Source organism: Leptospira saintgironsiae (assembly GCF_002811765.1).
Lineage (GTDB): Bacteria > Spirochaetota > Leptospiria > Leptospirales > Leptospiraceae > Leptospira_B > Leptospira_B saintgironsiae.
In genome coordinates, this window is record NZ_NPDR01000004.1 from 78,307 (window position 1) to 94,513 (window position 16,207).

Below are 16,207 nucleotides of genomic sequence, written 5' to 3' on the forward strand. Positions count from 1 at the left end.
CATCGTTTGCAGAATCAAATATACTGTTTCAGATATTCTTTCCCTTTTAGATGGCTTGGATATAGGATAGGGAATTCAACTCCAGTACGTTTTCTTTTTCTACGATATGCTTTACTCGAGTCAGTATAAACTTCATATTCTGATTCAACCCTGAACAGAAGTTTTTCCCAAAACAAGAAATGGTTATCTATGAATTCTTGCCGCACATCTTTCGCTCTGGAAGTTAGAGGACATTTGGTTTGGAATTCTTGCATGAATACAAGTCCAACCAAAACTCCTCTTGTGTCTAAATAAGGTTCTAACGGAAAAGTCCTGCAACTGATGGAACGGTTCTCTCTTTCGCAATGAGCCACTCCCTTACATTCACAAAATGTAATTTTCCTATGATCGTATACCGCGAATTCTTTTTTCTCTTCCCTGGTCATCGGGACATATGCTTTCCATAAGTCAGTTCTTTTGGATAACATTTCATATTCTGCTTTGTATAATGCTGGGAGTGCATTATCTGCTTGGCAGCATACTGGAATTCCACCGTTGGAAGGAGCACATAAACTTCCACAGTTATATTCTGTAACTTCTTCTTGAAGAAGTGTATAATAATATTGTATTTCGTCCTCTGTTAAGGCTTTAGGGTCCGATGTCCGAGACTTCTTCATTCTGTTCTATTTCTCTTTTTTTCTCTCTAATTGAGATCACTCTTTCCAGATAGAATACTCGGAACAGAGTATATGCTGTTCCCATAAACGTGCAGGAAAACAAGAGTCCCCATCTACGATAGAAAAGGTCTGCGCTTGTAGAGAGCCAGCCGTTTTTCTGGAATACTACAAAAACGAGAGAAGAAAGTACCAATGCGGAGAAGCAAGCCAGTATAAAATATACTGTAGCTCTGAAGATCCAAAGTTTATCTTCTCTCTCATATTTTAGCATTAGGAATTGTTTGTATAGCCTCTCGTATTCGGTAGGTGTGGAAATTTTTTGGACTTCAAAATATTGTTCGAATTCTTCTGGCACACCTTCCGGATCTGGAAGCACCAATTCATAATCTAAGGAAGAATCATAACGTTTTCGTCTAGCGGGATCAGATAGATGATAGTATGCTTCTGCGCCTTCTCTCAATTCTGCGTCCTTCCAAGGTATCCAGGAATGTTCATGAAGGTTTTGTACATATCGATGAAAAGCCTCTTCCACGGCTCGGGGAGAGGCATCTCTGGAGAGATCCAATAATACATAATAGTCTGTTTTACGACTGAGTCCTGCTCCGGATCGATTCATGTTATTCGTCTTTAGAAGAATTCTGATTATGATCCTATCCCTGCAGGAAAGGAAACTTTTTTTTAAGGTTTCGAGCGGGTTGACAGGGCCTTTACTTCTCCAAAACTGGACCTATGAGCGTGCTTGAAGTAGAAAAAAAGGCCGGTAAGGTTTATATAGAGACCTATGGCTGCCAGATGAATGAATACGATTCCGGTATCGTGTCCAGTTTGATGCAAGGCGCTCAGTTTGAGACAGTTTCAGATCCGGAACTTTCTGACGTTATCTTCTTAAATACATGTGCGATCCGTGAGAATGCTCACGCAAAAATTTATGCGAGGCTTCAAGGTCTTGGATATCTGAAAAAAAGAAATCCAGACCTAGTAATTGGAGTTCTCGGATGTATGGCTCAGAATCTGGGTGATGATCTTTTTCATCAGGAACTTCCTTTGGACTTGGTTGTTGGCCCTGATAATTATAGAACTCTTCCTGAACTGATCCAAACGATTCGTTCTGATAAACAACCTGTTTCTTTAACACGTCTTTCTAAAATTGAAACTTATGATGAGATAGAACCTAGAGTCGTAAATGGTATCCAGGCATTTGTTACAATCATGAGAGGTTGTAATAATTTCTGCACATTCTGCGTGGTTCCATATACAAGAGGAAGAGAGAGAAGTAGAGATCCTCATTCTATCGTAAGAGAAACTCGTGATCTTGTGGCTCAAGGTGTAAAACAACTTACTTTGCTCGGACAGAATGTGAATTCTTATAAGTCAGAAGGTATCGACTTTGCAGGGCTTGTCCGACTTCTATTAGAAGAAACTGATATAGAAAGAATTCGTTTTACTTCTCCTCACCCTAAAGATTTTCCAATGCATCTTTTGGAACTTATGGCTGAAAATCCTAGATTTTGTCCTAATATTCATCTTCCATTACAGTCTGGAAATACAGATGTGTTAGAGAATATGAAAAGAACTTATTCCAAAGAGGAATTTTTGGAAGTAGTGGATCAGATCAAAACGATTGTTCCAAATGTCGGAATTACAACGGACATTATAGTAGGTTTTCCTGGGGAAACAGAAGAACAATTCGAAGATACTTTAGACATGGTTCGCAAAGTTGGCTTCGACATGGCATTTATGTTTAAGTATTCTGAGAGAGAAGGTACTATCGCCCAAAAAAGATATCCGGACGATGTACCTGAAGAAGTAAAGGGAGAACGTCTTACTAAGCTCGTGGATCTTCAAACTTCTATTTCTGCGGAGCAAAACAAAGCTAGAATTGGTAAAACATTTCCGATTTTGGTAGAAGGTGCTTCTAAAAAATCTTCCAAGGAAGCTTGCGGCCGTACTCCTTGCGGAAGAATGACAGTTTTTAAATTACCGGAGAATGTTAATGTAGATTCTCTGATCGGAAAAACTGTTTCTGTTAAGATCAATTTTGCTACTAGCGCTACTCTCAAAGGAGAGGTGATAGAGTGAAGAAGAACTCCCGTGCTTCGGGAGGCGATTCCTCTCCTAAAAAAAAGTCCGAAGCAGTACATCGGACTGATACTACAGGTTTTGGAACGGAAGCCGCCGGAAAAGTAGCAGAAGGAAAAGATTTACGTTCTGTAAGGGTGCATAACGTTTCGGATCTTCCTCCAGGATTTTTTGTTCATACAGATAGAGAAAAGTTCTGGAGATGGCTTCCTATTTTGGACCGGTACATTCTCTCTGAAATTGTACCTTCTTTCTTTGTCGCACTTCTGTTTTTCACAAGTATCTATATGGCGATCGCACTAAAAAGTATGATCGGGCTTTTTGTGGGGAAGGGTGTGGATCCTTTCCGGCTCCTGGATTATTTCGGATATCTATTGGGGAATATTCTTCCTACAACTGCACCTCTTGCTTGTTTGATGAGTGGTGTTATGGCAGCTGGAAGACTTTCTGGTGATTCGGAGATCACCGCAATACGTTCTGCAGGTATAGGATTCTCACGGATTTACGTAGTGTTCGTAGGGTTCGGTATATTCTTAGCTGTTCTCGTTGCGTATTTGTGCTTCTATCTTTCTCCAATCAATACCCGCAAAATGACTGAGTTCAATAAATGGGTTTTGGCTTATAATCCTCTTCTTGCGTTAACTCCTGGACAGTTTGCTGGAGACCAAGTGCAGAATGCAGGCTCTGAAAAAGCGATAGCAATGTATACGGAAGGTGTGAACGCAAAAACGGGAGAACTTTCCGGAGTTCAGATCCGTGAATGGACAGTATTTATTCCACAAAACCAAGATCCATTTCTTCTATCCATGGGAGCTGCGAGCCGTCCTGTTCAATTAGGAGAATCTTATATTACACAAATCATATCCGCTAAAAAAGGAACGTTAGTGGAGAAGAAGGGGCCTGACGGCGAATTCGAAAAATCCATTCGATTGAAAGATGCTTGGATCTTAGAATGGGACAGAGCCAAACAGCAATTTTCAGTCGGAGATCTTCGAAAAGGGGAGATGGACTATAATATTCCAAAAACCGAAGAGAAAAAAAGTCTAGTTATCAATGTGGATCCCGGCTCTTTTACTCTTTTGACCCTGATCGATATCAGAAATAATATTAAAGCAGGAAGATTGGAAAAGATCCCTGGCCTTGAAATTTTGCAAGAGATGGGAATTCCTTCAGACGGATCTGAAAATTTAAAAGACAGAGTTCTGCGGCTTCAACTTGAATTGCCGAATATCATGAACGACCCTACAATTTCGGATACTCAGAAATCTCAGAGTGTTACTATCGTTCTTCAGCTGACTACTTTATTAAAAGAGGCTAAAAAAAGAGTCTCTCAATTCGATGTAGAGATCCAGAGAAGATACGCGATCCCTGTATCCTGTATTATTTTTTCCTTAGTATCCTTGCCTTTAGGTCTCGTAGTAAAACGTTCCGGAAAAGGGATGAGTTTTACGATGGCAGTTGTTTTGATCATAGTGTATTGGGCTCTTTTCACATTCGGGTCAAATGTTTCGGAAAATTCCAAGTTTCCGGTTTGGCTTGGACCTTGGAGTGGAAACATTGCGATAGCGATCATTGGTTCCGTTGTTATGTTAAAACGAACCGATATGCGTTTTCCGCCGGCTGTAGTAAATTTCTTTCAGATTCTTGCTAAGTTCTTTTCCCCCGTTGCCCGCGTTTTTGCCCGGATAGAAGGACCACTTTCTTCCCTAAAAACAAAATTGACAGAGGGACTCAAAAAATTATCCTTATGGAGAAATCGATAAAATCGATACTGATTCCCGTTTTTTAGAAGGACGGGATCGGCTTTCGGCGTCTTATTTATGATGTCGAGTAAGGGGGAGAGTCGGCTTTGAAAACCGCGAATATTTGGCACATAACTTCCGGAGCTGAATTCCCCGTACATATATGGAAACATCCGAGAATTAATATCGAACTTCGCAAGGTCCAGTTAAAGGACTATAGATCGATAGAGTTGGATGCTCAGGATATCAATGTATTCTATGTGAATACCAACCTGAAAGAATGGACAGACATTAAGGACGATTTCCTAAAACGTTTTGAACTTCATCCATTTGTTGCGCTTACCATTATAGCTTCTCCTGAAGCGGAAGAAATTTATAATAAACTTTCTCCTAAAGGTAAAACCGAAGTTTTAGAATATCCAGTTCAACCCAGATCTTTAAGGATTATTTTGGACCGAGTGATCCAGACTGAATTTTTCAAAATGGTGGCTAACGAGATCGGGAATAGCTGCCTAGCTAACGTAGGATTTTTTGAGGGAGTTTTTGAACTCGCTAATAAAGAATATAAAGATACTCACAAGGCAAATGCTGCTCTTCATGCGATCCTTGAATTCGAAGTAAAGATCAAGAAGAATAACGAAGATATCAATAAAGCAATCGAAAGAGTGAACGAACTCAAGAACCAAGAACTTTTGACTCTTCATGAAAGATTGAAAGTTTCTGAAATCATAGACAATCTTAAAACTATGGAACTAAAACATGCGCTCGAGCTTAAAAAAGCTACTGAAAGAGCCTTGGAATATTCTAGCATAGAAGAGATCGAAATGAAAAATATCCTCGAAGCTCATACGAAACTATTCGAATATACGGAACAAGAGATCAAAGATCTAGTTGAGGAAAATAAACGCCTTAGGAAAGAACTAGGACTTCCTGAGACTAATTAGAATTAGGTGTTGGAACTCCTACGTGGTTTAGGAGTTCGCCCCCACCCTGCTTTGGGAGGGGGGAGTGGCCCGTGGGAGCGCCTTTTCGGCCTACCACATTTCCTCAAAACTTACAACAGAATTTTCTACCACTAACTCTTGTTGGAATTCCAACAAGCCAGTTGCTACTTATTCTCTCGCAAACAATTCTAAAACTTTTTTGAATTCGTAGGAATTCCTACCGTAGGCTTTTTCTGCGTATAAGATCCCGTGTTTCTTTCTTCTATCCTTATAATAATCCATCCCTTCTGGATGGCCAGATTTCTTAGCAGAGAGATAAAGTCTTTCATAACAATGAGATAAAATTCGATGAGGCTCTGCTTCGTCGTTAAACTTAGGATCCAGAGAAATATACTTCTCCAAAAACTCCGCAGACTGGTTGAAGTTTTTAAGAGCATACTGATGTTTGATAAATTCTCTATAAACTCCTGCTTGTAATTCCAAGAAAGATTCAGATTTTCTAATGTTCGGATTTGCAATCTTATCCAGATTTTTCATTGCGAGGGAAAGATTTTTAACTGAATCCAGCCTTGCTCTGGTGAGCTCTCTGTTCCAAACTCTTTCAGCGTTTTCTAACCTTGTCTTTCTTTGCCAAGGGAATCTTTCGGAATCAAGAACCTTACCTTCTTCTTTTTCCCTTTTGGATTTTATACTATCCGAAACTTTTCTGAAACCATCCAAGGCGGCGGAGAAATATCCCTCCGTCCTTTCTAAAGCTTGTTTGGAATTTCCTTCTGAAAAATCTCCTAAGAAATCAATGTCCTTGAATTCGTTGGGATCATCACTCCAGGGGCCATCTTTTGCAGATTCAGGGATCAAGATTTCCAGTTTTTTGGGGTGATCATGTGGGTCTTCTTGGGTAAATAGATCAGAAGAAGAGATGATCATTACAAATAAGAGCAAAGATCTTAAGCATGAAAGCTTAACGAGTTTCATTAGCACTAGGATCGGGAAACCGCTCCGAGAGATAAACTATAAAAATGGTTTCATTCGGAAAGCCTTCCGATGATTTTGATTTAGGAGCAGAATATGCAAAGCCCCGAAGTCCCAAAAACAAAACGTATCGTACTCATTGCACATGATAATAAAAAAGAAGATCTAGTAGAATGGGTGCAACTTCACAAGGATATACTTTCTAAACATCACCTTTATGCGACGGGGACTACGGGAAAGATCGTCCATGAGAAAACAGATTTGCCTGTTCATAGATTTTTATCCGGACCACTCGGCGGAGATCAGCAGATTGGAGCAAAGATCGTAGACGGAGAGATCGACGTTGTCATCTTCTTCTGGGATCCGCTCACAGCTCAACCTCATGATCCGGACGTTAAGGCTCTTTTGAGAATTGCAGTACTTTATAATATTCCAATTGCTAATAATAGAAGGTCAGCTGATTATTTGATCTCTTCTGACCTTCTTGCCACATCCTATAAAAAAACTACAATCGATTACAATACAGGGCTTCCGATTTACTGAGCTATTTACCTTCTTCTGTAAACGCTGCCCTATACGCTTCCGGAGGGCAGGTAAGATAACTACAGGAATAGGAATCAGAAGAAGCTTGGCTCCAAGTCCCTAATTCTACCAACTCATCGCAAGAAACCTTATAAGAGTTCGATTTGCCCTTGCCGGAAGGAATACCTGCACAGGAAAAAACAGGGATCTGTTTAAAGCAGGAGCAATTTCCTTCGAAAGCCCGAGTATCTGAGCAGTAAACACAGTCAGATCTTTGATTTCCGTTTAATGCCGTGGAAATCAAAGATTGATTTTGATAATCCTCCTTCTCCTTTTTGGTTTGTGGATCAGAAGAACAGGAAGAATATAAAAATATTATAAATATATAAAGTAAAATGTATCTAAGGTTCATAAAATTCCTCATTCTGAGATCAGAGTAAATGGGATTGTCGTTTTGAAAGTGACATTTGTTCCAGGATTCAAAGCATATTCCTTATAACGGCTTAGATGATTAACATATTCTTTGTCGAAGATATTCAATACCGCCACATCGAAGGTCGCGGATTCAGTTCCGTTTGTTAAACCTGGAATTTCTCCACCGAAACCAATATCGTATAAATTATAACCTTGTGTCGGAGTTTCTAATTTATCCACCTTATACTGGGACTGAACAAACGTGCCGTTCACGGATATATATGGTTTGGAAATTCCGAAAAGTTTATTTGTTGTGAATCTAAGGCCTAAGCGAGCTCGATTCGGAGTCATCCTAGGAAGATATTTATTTCTAATATCAGAATATACTGAATTAGGATCTGTGCCTCCAGGATTCAGGGCAATTTCCGGAGGAATATTTTTTTGAATGGTAGCTCTTAGAATATCAATACCACCTGTGAGCACGAGCCAAGAAGTAGCCTGAGCTTGGAAGCTAAATTCTCCACCTTCTAACTTCGCTGCATCTTGCCTGTATCTATACATAGGGAGCCCAGAATCTGAATCAATAGCACCAGCGCTTACAGAATAAATGTAATTATCTATTTTATTTCTAAAAACACTAAACTCTGCTTGGAACTTATCATTTGCAAAACGGACAGAAGCATCATAGTTCAAAGAAGTTTCTGGTCTTAAACTATCTTTACCGATCTCGAATCGGCCGCTTCCTTCGTGAACTCCATTGGCGAATAATTCAAAAGGGGTCGGAGCTCTAAAACCTCTACCTGCATTTAATGCCAAAGAAAAATCTTTAGCAAATTTCCAGACGGTCCCTAAACTTCCAGTGCTTGCAGAATAATTTCTGGTCTGTTCCAAATTACCCAGGTCTGCGTTAGCTCTAATGTCCATACTTCTTTTATCAGTTCGAGCACCTGCAGAAAAACTAAAGTCTCCCAGTTTCCATTCTTCGAATAAGAAAAATCCAATATTGCTTAAACCATAACCTGGTATCAAAGGTTCAGTTCCGATCGTATTACTTCTTTGTTGCATACCTGATATGCCAACAGTACCTTTCAGGCCTTTCCATTCTTTGTGATGGATTTTTGCATCTGCAGTAGTAGTATCTAAGGAGAGATTTAATCCCTGTTTATAATCATATTTATTCACTTGATAAGCAGAAGCTACCTTGGTGAAAGAATCGATAGAAGGATCCAGCAATGTATCCTTGATTGGCATATACCTATTCTTATCTTCAATTTCTCTACGATTGTTTCTTTGGTAAGCTGCATCCAATTCTACATTCACGTAAGGAAGAATGAAAAAAGCATGCACATGAGTTTTTTGATGAAGAACAGTTTGATAAGCGCTGGCACCAGGAGATTCATTCGGATTATCATATAGATCCTGCTCTTGGTATCTCTGAAAAGAATCCACATAGAAGTTCCCCCAAGACCCATCGGTCCCTATAGAAGCATTCACGTTTCTTTCATGAAAGCCAGTGTTAGGAAGTGTTCCTTTCGGAGTAGTGATCCTTCCTGCTTTTCGAGTATCCGTTTGCACTCTATAGCCGAAATTAGTATCTTTATGATAACCAAAGAGAGATATAGCACCTGCATCTTGTTTATTATTTGAAAAACTATTTGTAGAAATCGTTCCACCTAAAAGAGGAGCACCGTCTTTTGCAGTCGGTGCCTTGGAGCGAATCACATTAATAACACCACCTAAAGCATCTGAACCATAAAGAACAGATCCAGGGCCCCTAACAATTTCCATCTTATCGATGTTAAATGCGTCTAAGTCGACAGTATGGTCATCTCCAAACTGCTGCTCTTCTTGCCTCACTCCATCAGTCATCACCAATACTCTTTGGCCTGTCAAACCCCGGATCACCGGTTTAGATGTTCCTGCACCAGTGGTTAAAGTTGCAGTTCCTGGAGTGTTTTCAAGGGCAGACATAACGTTCTGACCCCTTAACCTTTGTAATTGTCTACCTTCTAAGACAGTAGTAGGTTGTGGAGTGGATAAAAAATCTGAAGCCAAAGTTTTGGCAGTAACATTGATCGCCACACCTTCTAATAGAGAAGGTTTTAAAACGATATCCAAAACCTTGTCTAGATCCTTCACTTCGAATCTTTCAGTTTTCAATTCATAATTAGGAGCAGAAGCAACTAACGTGTAATTTCCTGGGGAGACGTGCTGAAATTCGAAACTACCGTCTTTGCCGGATCTTGCTACGTATTTGTTTTCAGTAAGGAATAATTTAGCTCCCGAAATAGGATGTCCTTCCGAATCCTTAAGAATCCCTCTGACGTTCACATCCAGGGAAAAAACTTCTGAAAATGGCAAAAATATGCCAATAAACACAGGTAATAAATTAAATTTATATAAAATACTTTTCATTCTTCCTAAACTCCAGACCCCTCGGGTTTCTCGGGGTCGGGTTCTTCATATACAAAATAAAATTCAAAGCGGCTTACAAATGGCAAAGCCGCTGAAAACAGTAGATGCAGATAGATTAGGAAAAATAAGGAGGGGCTCGTCCTCTCAAGATTCCCGATTGGGAAATTTGAACAGGAATAAAATCAAAAATTATAAATTCATTATATTCTAGAACAGGTTGTTCTGATCTCGGACCTTGAGCGAATTCGGCCTTAGAATTAGCCTGGGTATGAATACAAACAAAACAAGCTTCTTGGGATATTTTGGAAGAATGTTTGGAGAATATTCCCTTTTCGGATATATCCAAATGTGAGTGGGTGCTTGTAAGTAAAAGTCCGCCACAAAACGCGAACAACGCAAAGAAGGACCTAAGCCCGTTTCCTCGACTTCCCACCAAAGATCTCATTTTTTCAATAATGATAAATCGTTATTAATAAGCAAGTAATTTTTTGGCCGCCTACTTGCAAAGCAAGGGTTGAGCTGCTACCTGGACCCTTTTACTTTCCCACAGAATTCAGTCCTGTAATTGCAACCGATCTGCCTCGCGGTGATCTTATGCCGAGCATGGAATTCACTTTTCATTGTTTTCTCGAGTAGGAGTTCAAACAAAAAATGATTCGCATACCAAGGAGGGACGCACGTAATCCGATCCTCCAAGATTGAAGTGTTTTTGTCGGTCTGGATAAAAATATGTTCGTGTTTAAATTTCGCAAACGGTCCTGATTCTTGGACATCAACAAAACGTTTGCCTGGATCTAACTCAGTATGTAGAGCTATCCAATGGAAAGAAATTCCTGGAAAAATACTTACCCGAACAATTGCTTTTGCTCCAGGCTCCAAGGAAGGAGGAGGAGATATAACATGGGCTTTTTTAGAAGAACCGACGAGAGAAGAAAATCCATCTGGGCCGGCGTGAAATTCGAATAATTCGGAAGCCTTGCAATCAAATTCAGAACGACAAATGAATATCATAAGAATCCCAAAAGCATTAAAAAATCAGAATATACTTAATTGGCAGCAGGACTTTCTGTTTTTTTCCAGTAAGCTTTATTTCCTACCGCTATATTTCTTAAAACAGCATCTTGGTTTTTTGGAACCACTTTAGCAGTATAAAGGTCTGCTTCAGTTACGGTTCCTTCTCCGAGTAGGGTAGCTGAATTGAAGAAGTAAACAGTAGTTCCCTTTTTAAGACCGTCTATTACCCCTGCATTTACGATCAATGAATCTTCTTTTACTCTATGTACTTTCCCACTTGCAGGGATTAATGCTAAGATCTTATCCCTTGCTCTTAAGGTAGCTTCTGCGAGAGCATCTCTACCTTTCGCGTAAATCTTGAATTTTCCTAAAATTTTCTCTTCTTTATGATCCCTGAGGGTCCATTCTATGCGTAAGTTTCCATCCTGTAAGGAAATTTTTCCACTTACAACAAAGCGAATATTTTCACCTCTGGAGTTTTTGATAGAAGAATAGTTTCGTTCCGTTTTATGAATGGCCCCGGAATAAGGTTCCGACTCTAAACTTTCAGATTTTCTAATATTATCTAAATCGATATTGCGGATTCTTGGATCAGAATTTAAGAAATGACGAAGAACTTTTCCTGCTAAAGCGGGAAGGTCAGTATGTTTTGCTAAAAAGTCTTCTCCATCTGGATCGAATACAAGAACTTCAGGAGGAGTTCTGCCATAATCTTCTTGGATACCAAATTCTCCGATTTTTACCAAACCTTCCCTATAACTTAAGGAAGTTTTAAAACCTTCTAAGTTATTCTCCACAGAATAACCGTACTTTTTATTATCAGGGAATTTATCTCTTAAAAGTAGAAGTAAGTTGAAGTAGCTTGGAAAAAGGCCTCTTCTTTTATATTCTTCTAATGTTAATACAAGGATTTCGGGGCGGTTAGGAAGAAGTTCCTTTGCTCTGATCAAATGATACCAAGCCAAATCATATAAAAAAGCATTTTTATTCGCTCTGTATCTTTGGAGTCTATATTCTCCTAAGGTCCTTCTAAGTGAATTTCCTTCTGGTAGATTTTCCAGCGCATATAATTCAGAACGATTTCTAGCAATTGGATCTAAGTCGTCCAATGAGATCAATTTTTCCAAATCGGTTCTTGCTTCTTTAGAGGCCGGATCTTTTTTCAATCTTGCGTAAGAACGTAAGTATAAATATTCTGTGGAGTTTGGAAATAGGCCCAATAAACGATTTAGATATTCTTCAGCCTCTTGGTATCTTCCAAAATAGATCCTAGTTTTTGCTAAAAGTTTGAGAGCTTCTTCTTCATTTGGGTGTAAGGAAACTGATCTTTCGAATTTTTCAGCTGCTTCTGCAATTTTAGAATCTCGTTTACTTCCTTGTGATTTTTCTGCCCAAATTAATAAAAATTTCCCAGATTCTAAAAAGATCCCGGGATCATCAGAAACTTCTGCTTCTAATTGATTTCTGAGAGAGGCAGCTTTCGTAAAATTGCCATCAAATGCTTCTACCTTTGCTTCTAAGGTTTTTACTTCTTTATTTTTGGGGATCCTAGAATAAGCAGAATGAAATTCGAAACTTGCTTTTTGGGTTTTCCCGGAGGCAAGTTGAACTTCTATATAGATCGGAAATAGATCAGAATCATATCTGTCTTCTTCCAAGAATGGTTTTAGGATTAAAAATGCTTCTTCATAACGTCCTAATTTTGCGAGAGTGATCGCTTTTTCGCGGACTGCTTTTTTATTTTTAGGTTCTAACTCTAAGACCTTATCTAAAGATTGTAACGCTTCTTTTTCTTTATGAAGCTTTAATGCCGCATCTGCAAGTCCCAATCTAGAACGAACAGAAAGAGGGTTTAAGTTTACCGCTTCTCTGAAAGAATCATAAGCAGCCGGATAATTTCTGGAAGCTAATGCGCCTTCTCCTTCTTTGATCCAATCTATGGTTTGTTTGGCAGAAAGTGAAAAAGAAAAAGATAAAATAAAAAGAACCGTAAAATTCCTGAAAAGAAATTTTAAGTTCGGATATCTATTTGAGATTTTGGATCCGAATATCATGGTGTAAAAAACCCGGTCTCCGCTTTTCCATTAGAGTTTCTGAATATTGCTTCTACTACCACTGGAACGTATACGTCCATTCCCGCCGGATTGATTCTACTTTTGAATGAAAGAAGGTACCTTCTATCTTTTTTGGAATCTATCCAGCTTCTTAGATTTTTCTCTGTTCCGCCAGAAGGAATTGTTAAAAACTTTCCTCCGGTTTTTTCTGCGATCTCTTTATACACGGAAACCGATTCTCCGTTTTCTCCTAAACATAGGAAGTAGATAGGAATATCATGAGCCACTGCGAAACGAATGATCTTTGTTGGAGAAAATTGTGTAAATGCTGCCTTGGAATCTTTTCCGGAAACTATTGCTACGATCGCTCTTGGACCTAAACTATCCAATAGATCCGTAATCCCTCTTTGGAGAGATTTTCCAATTTGCGATTCTTCTTCTGGGACAAAAGAGCGTAATGCTTTCAGAATATCATACATACTTTTCCCGAAAGGGTAGGCGGTTTGTGTATCTCTTCCCGAGCGGAGAAGTTGAATTTTATCGTCTACTCTGATCTCCGACAAGAACGGACGAATCGCCTTCTCAATTGTTGCATAAGATTCAGATACAATCTGAGAATTTTCTGCAACTATAGAAACGCTTATTCTATTATTATACTTTTTCATATCGGTTAAACCGATCAAAGGAGAAAGATTATCCATCTCATAGATCCGGAAAGAATCCCGAGGAATTGCTTTCACAGGAACTCCATGTCTATCTTTTGCATGAAGAACTAAAGAGACATCGGGATAATCAGAACTAATCGTTCTTTCCACAATCAGATCCAAGTTGGAAGAAAGTTGTCCTTTCGGAGAAAAGGATTCGATCCGATGTCTATTAAAATCAGCAACAAACATAGAACCTGTATAATCAAAAGTAACAGAGAATGCTTGGTCGAAATTTCGAACTGTATTTTTAGAGTCCTTAAAGTTATCAAAACCTGACCAAGTTTTAGAAACGGAATCATAGATAAAAAGCCCTGCGGTTTCGTCCGCGACTACTACCTTATTGTCTTTGATAGAAAGATTTCTTGGCCTTTTGAAAGAAGGATTGTTGATCTCTTTCAGAAAATTTCCTTCATGATCGAATACGACTAGTCTTTTGTTTCCACGATCCGCTACGAAAATTTCTCCGCGATTATTGACTTTGATCCCTGCAGGTTGTTTTAAAATTCCAACACCTATCTCTTGGAGAGGTTCTCCTGTTCTGGAAAGTTTTTGGATCCGATTATTCCCCATATCGGAAACATACAAAAATCCTTCTTTTGTAAAATAAAGTCCCGCTGGCCCGTGAAAATTTCCGGGATCTTTTCCAGTAGAACCAAAACGGTTTACGTAAGTGCCTCTGGTATCGAATTCATAAATTTTATCTCCAGCATAATCAGCTATGAAGATTGATTTGCCCCGTATACTGATCCCGACGGGTCCTTCTAAATTTCTACCAAAAGAACCTTTGAAGTTTTCGACAGGAAAACCGTTCGCATCGAATTTGACCACGTTAGCTGTATCGAAACTTACTACGTAAAGATATCCTTCTTCATCTACTGCTAGATCCGCAGGATTTCTGAAACGGAATCTTCTTAGGTCATCTCCGAAAATTGATTTATAATATTCTAAATTATCTTTTCTATTTCCGCCGCCGAGTCTGTATCTAAGCGCGTCTAAACGATTTTTACTTATTAAATTGAGTTTATTAGAAGATTCTAATTGTTCTAATTCGGAAAGACTTTCTTGCCAATCTCCACTTAGATAATAAGCTTCAGAGAGAAAGAACTTGGGATGAACGAAATCTGGTTTGATGGAAAGGGAGCGGATGAAATTCTCTCTTGCAGCGGCGAATTCTCCCTTGTTATAATAGGACAGACCTCTTTTGAAAAGTGTCCTGGCTTCTTTTTCTTTCAGTCCGAAATTGGGTAGGGGTTCGGACCATCCGGATTGCGTGAGAATTCCTAAGAGTAGAACTAAAACTAGAAGTTTTGTCTGCGTACGTCTCCCCATTCTAATCCTCTTAGTCGATAGAATAGCTTAAGAGACATAATTTCAACCTATTTTTAAGGCCTTAAATTATCCGAGTCTTCTTTTAACCGAGAATCTTTCTTTTAGATTGGAAGAAGGGGAGCTCCCTGTTGGGGAGAGCCAGGCGTTTTTCCAGTTGGAATGCCATTCGGACCATTCGTTGCGCACGGATTGGTTTTGTTGGAGTTCCTCTTCGACCTCTCTCATTAATCGGTCCAATAGGATCACATAGTTTCTGAATCGCAGGGCCAGGTCGGTGTTTGAGGAAAGTTCCTGCATGATTTTCATATCGGCCTGAGCAGGTGGGAATAGGCATTTTTTCTGGGAATTTTCGGCCGGAAATAAAGAAATCGGTTCGTTAGCCAGCGAGGACTGCTATATGGGCTTCTACACTTTCGGCCAAGGCATCCAGGTCGTAACCTCCTTCTAAGAAGGATACTGTTTTGGCGCCGATCTGTTTTGTTGCGGATAATATTAATCGTGTGAATTCTGCAAATGCATTCGTGCTTAGGTTCATGCCTGCTAACGGATCTCTTCTATGTCCGTCGAAACCTGCGGAGATTAATACATACTCTGGTTGGAAGTCCAACATAGAAGGTATTACTGTTTCTTGGAAATAATGGAAGTATTCTTTATCTCCCGAACCCATTGGTAATGGAATGTTTAATGTAAAGTTTTCTCCTTTTCCTTCTCCTCTTTCATGGACTGAACCTGTTCCGGGATAATATGGATATTGGTGAAGTGATGTGAAAAATACTTTGTCTGAGTGGTAGAATATTTCTTGGGTTCCGTTTCCGTGGTGCACATCCCAATCCAGTATATAAACTTTTTCAATTCCTTGTGTAAGTAGATAACCTGCGGTAATCGCAATATTATTTAGTAAACAAAAACCCATGGATCTTCCTGTTTCTGCATGATGCCCTGGAGGTCTTACGAGTGCGATCCCTGATTCTATTTCGTTGGCTCTGATCTTATTTACTAAGTCTACTCCGCTGCCTGCTGCTAAGAGTGCAGCATCAAAACTGGATTCAGAATAGGGTGTGTCCCCGTCGAAACTTCCTCTTTTGCCTTGGATGACTGAAAACCTTTCTCTATGACTATGATTATGTACGGATTCGATCAGTTCGAATGGCAGCTTGTTTGGTTTAACCCAATGCATGTCCTTAAAATAGGATGTCTTATGTAGTCGATTGAGTATAGATTCCAATCTTTGAGGGGATTCGGGATGAAATGTCCCGGTATCATGCAATAAAAATGTATCGTCATAGGCGTAGCCGAGTTTCATTTTCTTCTCCCGTTTTTTGTTGGAAGTCCTACAAAGAGGACAAGTACCGAGGTCTA

At 39.4% G+C, this 16,207-nt stretch carries 14 protein-coding genes; 4 read left to right on the top strand and 10 right to left on the bottom strand.

All coding sequences use genetic code 11. The features are described 5' to 3' along the window. Positions 1-14 precede the first annotated feature (14 nt). Both CH362_RS10520 and CH362_RS10525 read right to left on the bottom strand, forming a co-directional pair. Complete coding sequence (locus CH362_RS10520; protein ID WP_086446026.1) at positions 15-656, bottom strand: hypothetical protein; 642 nt, start codon at positions 654-656, stop codon at positions 15-17. Beyond that, entirely contained in the window at positions 628-1,272 is a 645-nt protein-coding gene (locus CH362_RS10525; protein ID WP_100710316.1) for a J domain-containing protein, read from the bottom strand. The genes CH362_RS10520 and CH362_RS10525 overlap by 29 nt, the downstream gene beginning before the upstream one ends. A 113-nt stretch (positions 1,273-1,385) precedes the next feature. Here CH362_RS10525 and miaB point away from each other — a divergent pair, with 113 nt between their 5' ends. The 3 genes from miaB to CH362_RS10540 all read left to right on the top strand — a co-directional run bounded on the left by miaB (position 1,386) and on the right by CH362_RS10540 (position 5,421). Next, positions 1,386-2,735, top strand: a complete 1,350-nt coding sequence (gene miaB / locus CH362_RS10530; protein WP_100710317.1) for a tRNA (N6-isopentenyl adenosine(37)-C2)-methylthiotransferase MiaB — start codon at positions 1,386-1,388, stop codon at positions 2,733-2,735. After that, positions 2,732-4,498 carry an LptF/LptG family permease gene (locus CH362_RS10535; protein WP_100710318.1) on the top strand — a complete coding sequence of 589 codons (1,767 nt, stop codon included), beginning with the start codon at positions 2,732-2,734 and terminating at the stop codon, positions 4,496-4,498. Before miaB ends, CH362_RS10535 begins: the two co-directional genes overlap by 4 nt. 86 nt (positions 4,499-4,584) lie before the next feature. Continuing rightward, positions 4,585-5,421: a hypothetical protein gene (locus CH362_RS10540; RefSeq protein WP_100710319.1), complete on the top strand. Its 837-nt coding sequence runs from the start codon at positions 4,585-4,587 to the stop codon at positions 5,419-5,421. A gap of 168 nt (positions 5,422-5,589) precedes the next feature. On the opposite strand, the gene CH362_RS10545 is transcribed toward CH362_RS10540, so the two are convergent. Beyond that, positions 5,590-6,396 (bottom strand): FcpA-related putative periplasmic flagellar protein, encoded by an 807-nt coding sequence (locus CH362_RS10545; protein WP_100710320.1) that lies wholly within the window; start codon positions 6,394-6,396, stop codon positions 5,590-5,592. Positions 6,397-6,489: 93 nt separating this feature from the next. On the opposite strand from CH362_RS10545, the gene CH362_RS10550 reads away from it, so the two are divergent. Beyond that, a complete protein-coding gene (locus tag CH362_RS10550) occupies positions 6,490-6,936 on the top strand; it encodes a methylglyoxal synthase (RefSeq protein WP_100710321.1) in 447 nt (148 codons plus the stop codon). Position 6,937: 1 nt separating this feature from the next. Here the strand turns inward: CH362_RS10550 and CH362_RS10555 are convergent, their stop codons facing one another. The 7 genes from CH362_RS10555 to CH362_RS10590 all read right to left on the bottom strand — a co-directional run bounded on the left by CH362_RS10555 (position 6,938) and on the right by CH362_RS10590 (position 16,151). Further along, positions 6,938-7,327, bottom strand: coding sequence for a hypothetical protein (locus CH362_RS10555; RefSeq protein ID WP_100710322.1), 390 nt, complete (start codon positions 7,325-7,327; stop codon positions 6,938-6,940). An 8-nt stretch (positions 7,328-7,335) separates the two neighbouring features. Then, positions 7,336-9,744 (bottom strand): TonB-dependent receptor, encoded by a 2,409-nt coding sequence (locus CH362_RS10560; RefSeq protein ID WP_100710323.1) that lies wholly within the window; start codon positions 9,742-9,744, stop codon positions 7,336-7,338. A 115-nt stretch (positions 9,745-9,859) separates the two neighbouring features. After that, positions 9,860-10,189 carry a hypothetical protein gene (locus tag CH362_RS19305; protein WP_100710324.1) on the bottom strand — a complete coding sequence of 110 codons (330 nt, stop codon included), beginning with the start codon at positions 10,187-10,189 and terminating at the stop codon, positions 9,860-9,862. Between the two features lie 77 nt (positions 10,190-10,266). Beyond that, positions 10,267-10,755 carry an SRPBCC family protein gene (locus CH362_RS10570; RefSeq protein WP_100710325.1) on the bottom strand — a complete coding sequence of 163 codons (489 nt, stop codon included), beginning with the start codon at positions 10,753-10,755 and terminating at the stop codon, positions 10,267-10,269. A gap of 35 nt (positions 10,756-10,790) precedes the next feature. Then, positions 10,791-12,812 (bottom strand): tetratricopeptide repeat protein, encoded by a 2,022-nt coding sequence (locus tag CH362_RS10575; RefSeq protein ID WP_100710326.1) that lies wholly within the window; start codon positions 12,810-12,812, stop codon positions 10,791-10,793. Beyond that, the gene (locus CH362_RS10580) at positions 12,809-14,848 is read right to left on the bottom strand and encodes a 6-bladed beta-propeller (RefSeq protein ID WP_100710327.1); all 2,040 of its coding nucleotides are present in this window, start codon (positions 14,846-14,848) and stop codon (positions 12,809-12,811) included. Before CH362_RS10580 ends, CH362_RS10575 begins: the two co-directional genes overlap by 4 nt. A 376-nt stretch (positions 14,849-15,224) precedes the next feature. Next, positions 15,225-16,151, bottom strand: a complete 927-nt coding sequence (locus CH362_RS10590) for a histone deacetylase family protein (RefSeq protein WP_100710329.1) — start codon at positions 16,149-16,151, stop codon at positions 15,225-15,227. Positions 16,152-16,207: the final 56 nt, after the last annotated feature.

Bases quoted from the DNA above. Each gene is read 5' to 3' on its own strand.
- CH362_RS10520 (WP_086446026.1), bottom strand. From the start codon at position 656: ATGAAGAAGTCTCGGACATCGGACCCTAAAGCCTTAACAGAGGACGAA.
- CH362_RS10525 (WP_100710316.1), bottom strand. From the start codon at position 1,272: ATGAATCGATCCGGAGCAGGACTCAGTCGTAAAACAGACTATTATGTA.
- miaB (WP_100710317.1), top strand. From the start codon at position 1,386: ATGAGCGTGCTTGAAGTAGAAAAAAAGGCCGGTAAGGTTTATATAGAG.
- CH362_RS10545 (WP_100710320.1), bottom strand. From the start codon at position 6,396: ATGAAACTCGTTAAGCTTTCATGCTTAAGATCTTTGCTCTTATTTGTA.
- CH362_RS10550 (WP_100710321.1), top strand. From the start codon at position 6,490: ATGCAAAGCCCCGAAGTCCCAAAAACAAAACGTATCGTACTCATTGCA.
- CH362_RS10555 (WP_100710322.1), bottom strand. From the start codon at position 7,327: ATGAACCTTAGATACATTTTACTTTATATATTTATAATATTTTTATAT.
- CH362_RS10560 (WP_100710323.1), bottom strand. From the start codon at position 9,744: ATGAAAAGTATTTTATATAAATTTAATTTATTACCTGTGTTTATTGGC.
- CH362_RS19305 (WP_100710324.1), bottom strand. From the start codon at position 10,189: ATGAGATCTTTGGTGGGAAGTCGAGGAAACGGGCTTAGGTCCTTCTTT.
- CH362_RS10570 (WP_100710325.1), bottom strand. From the start codon at position 10,755: ATGATATTCATTTGTCGTTCTGAATTTGATTGCAAGGCTTCCGAATTA.
- CH362_RS10575 (WP_100710326.1), bottom strand. From the start codon at position 12,812: ATGATATTCGGATCCAAAATCTCAAATAGATATCCGAACTTAAAATTT.
- CH362_RS10580 (WP_100710327.1), bottom strand. From the start codon at position 14,848: ATGGGGAGACGTACGCAGACAAAACTTCTAGTTTTAGTTCTACTCTTA.
- CH362_RS10590 (WP_100710329.1), bottom strand. From the start codon at position 16,151: ATGAAACTCGGCTACGCCTATGACGATACATTTTTATTGCATGATACC.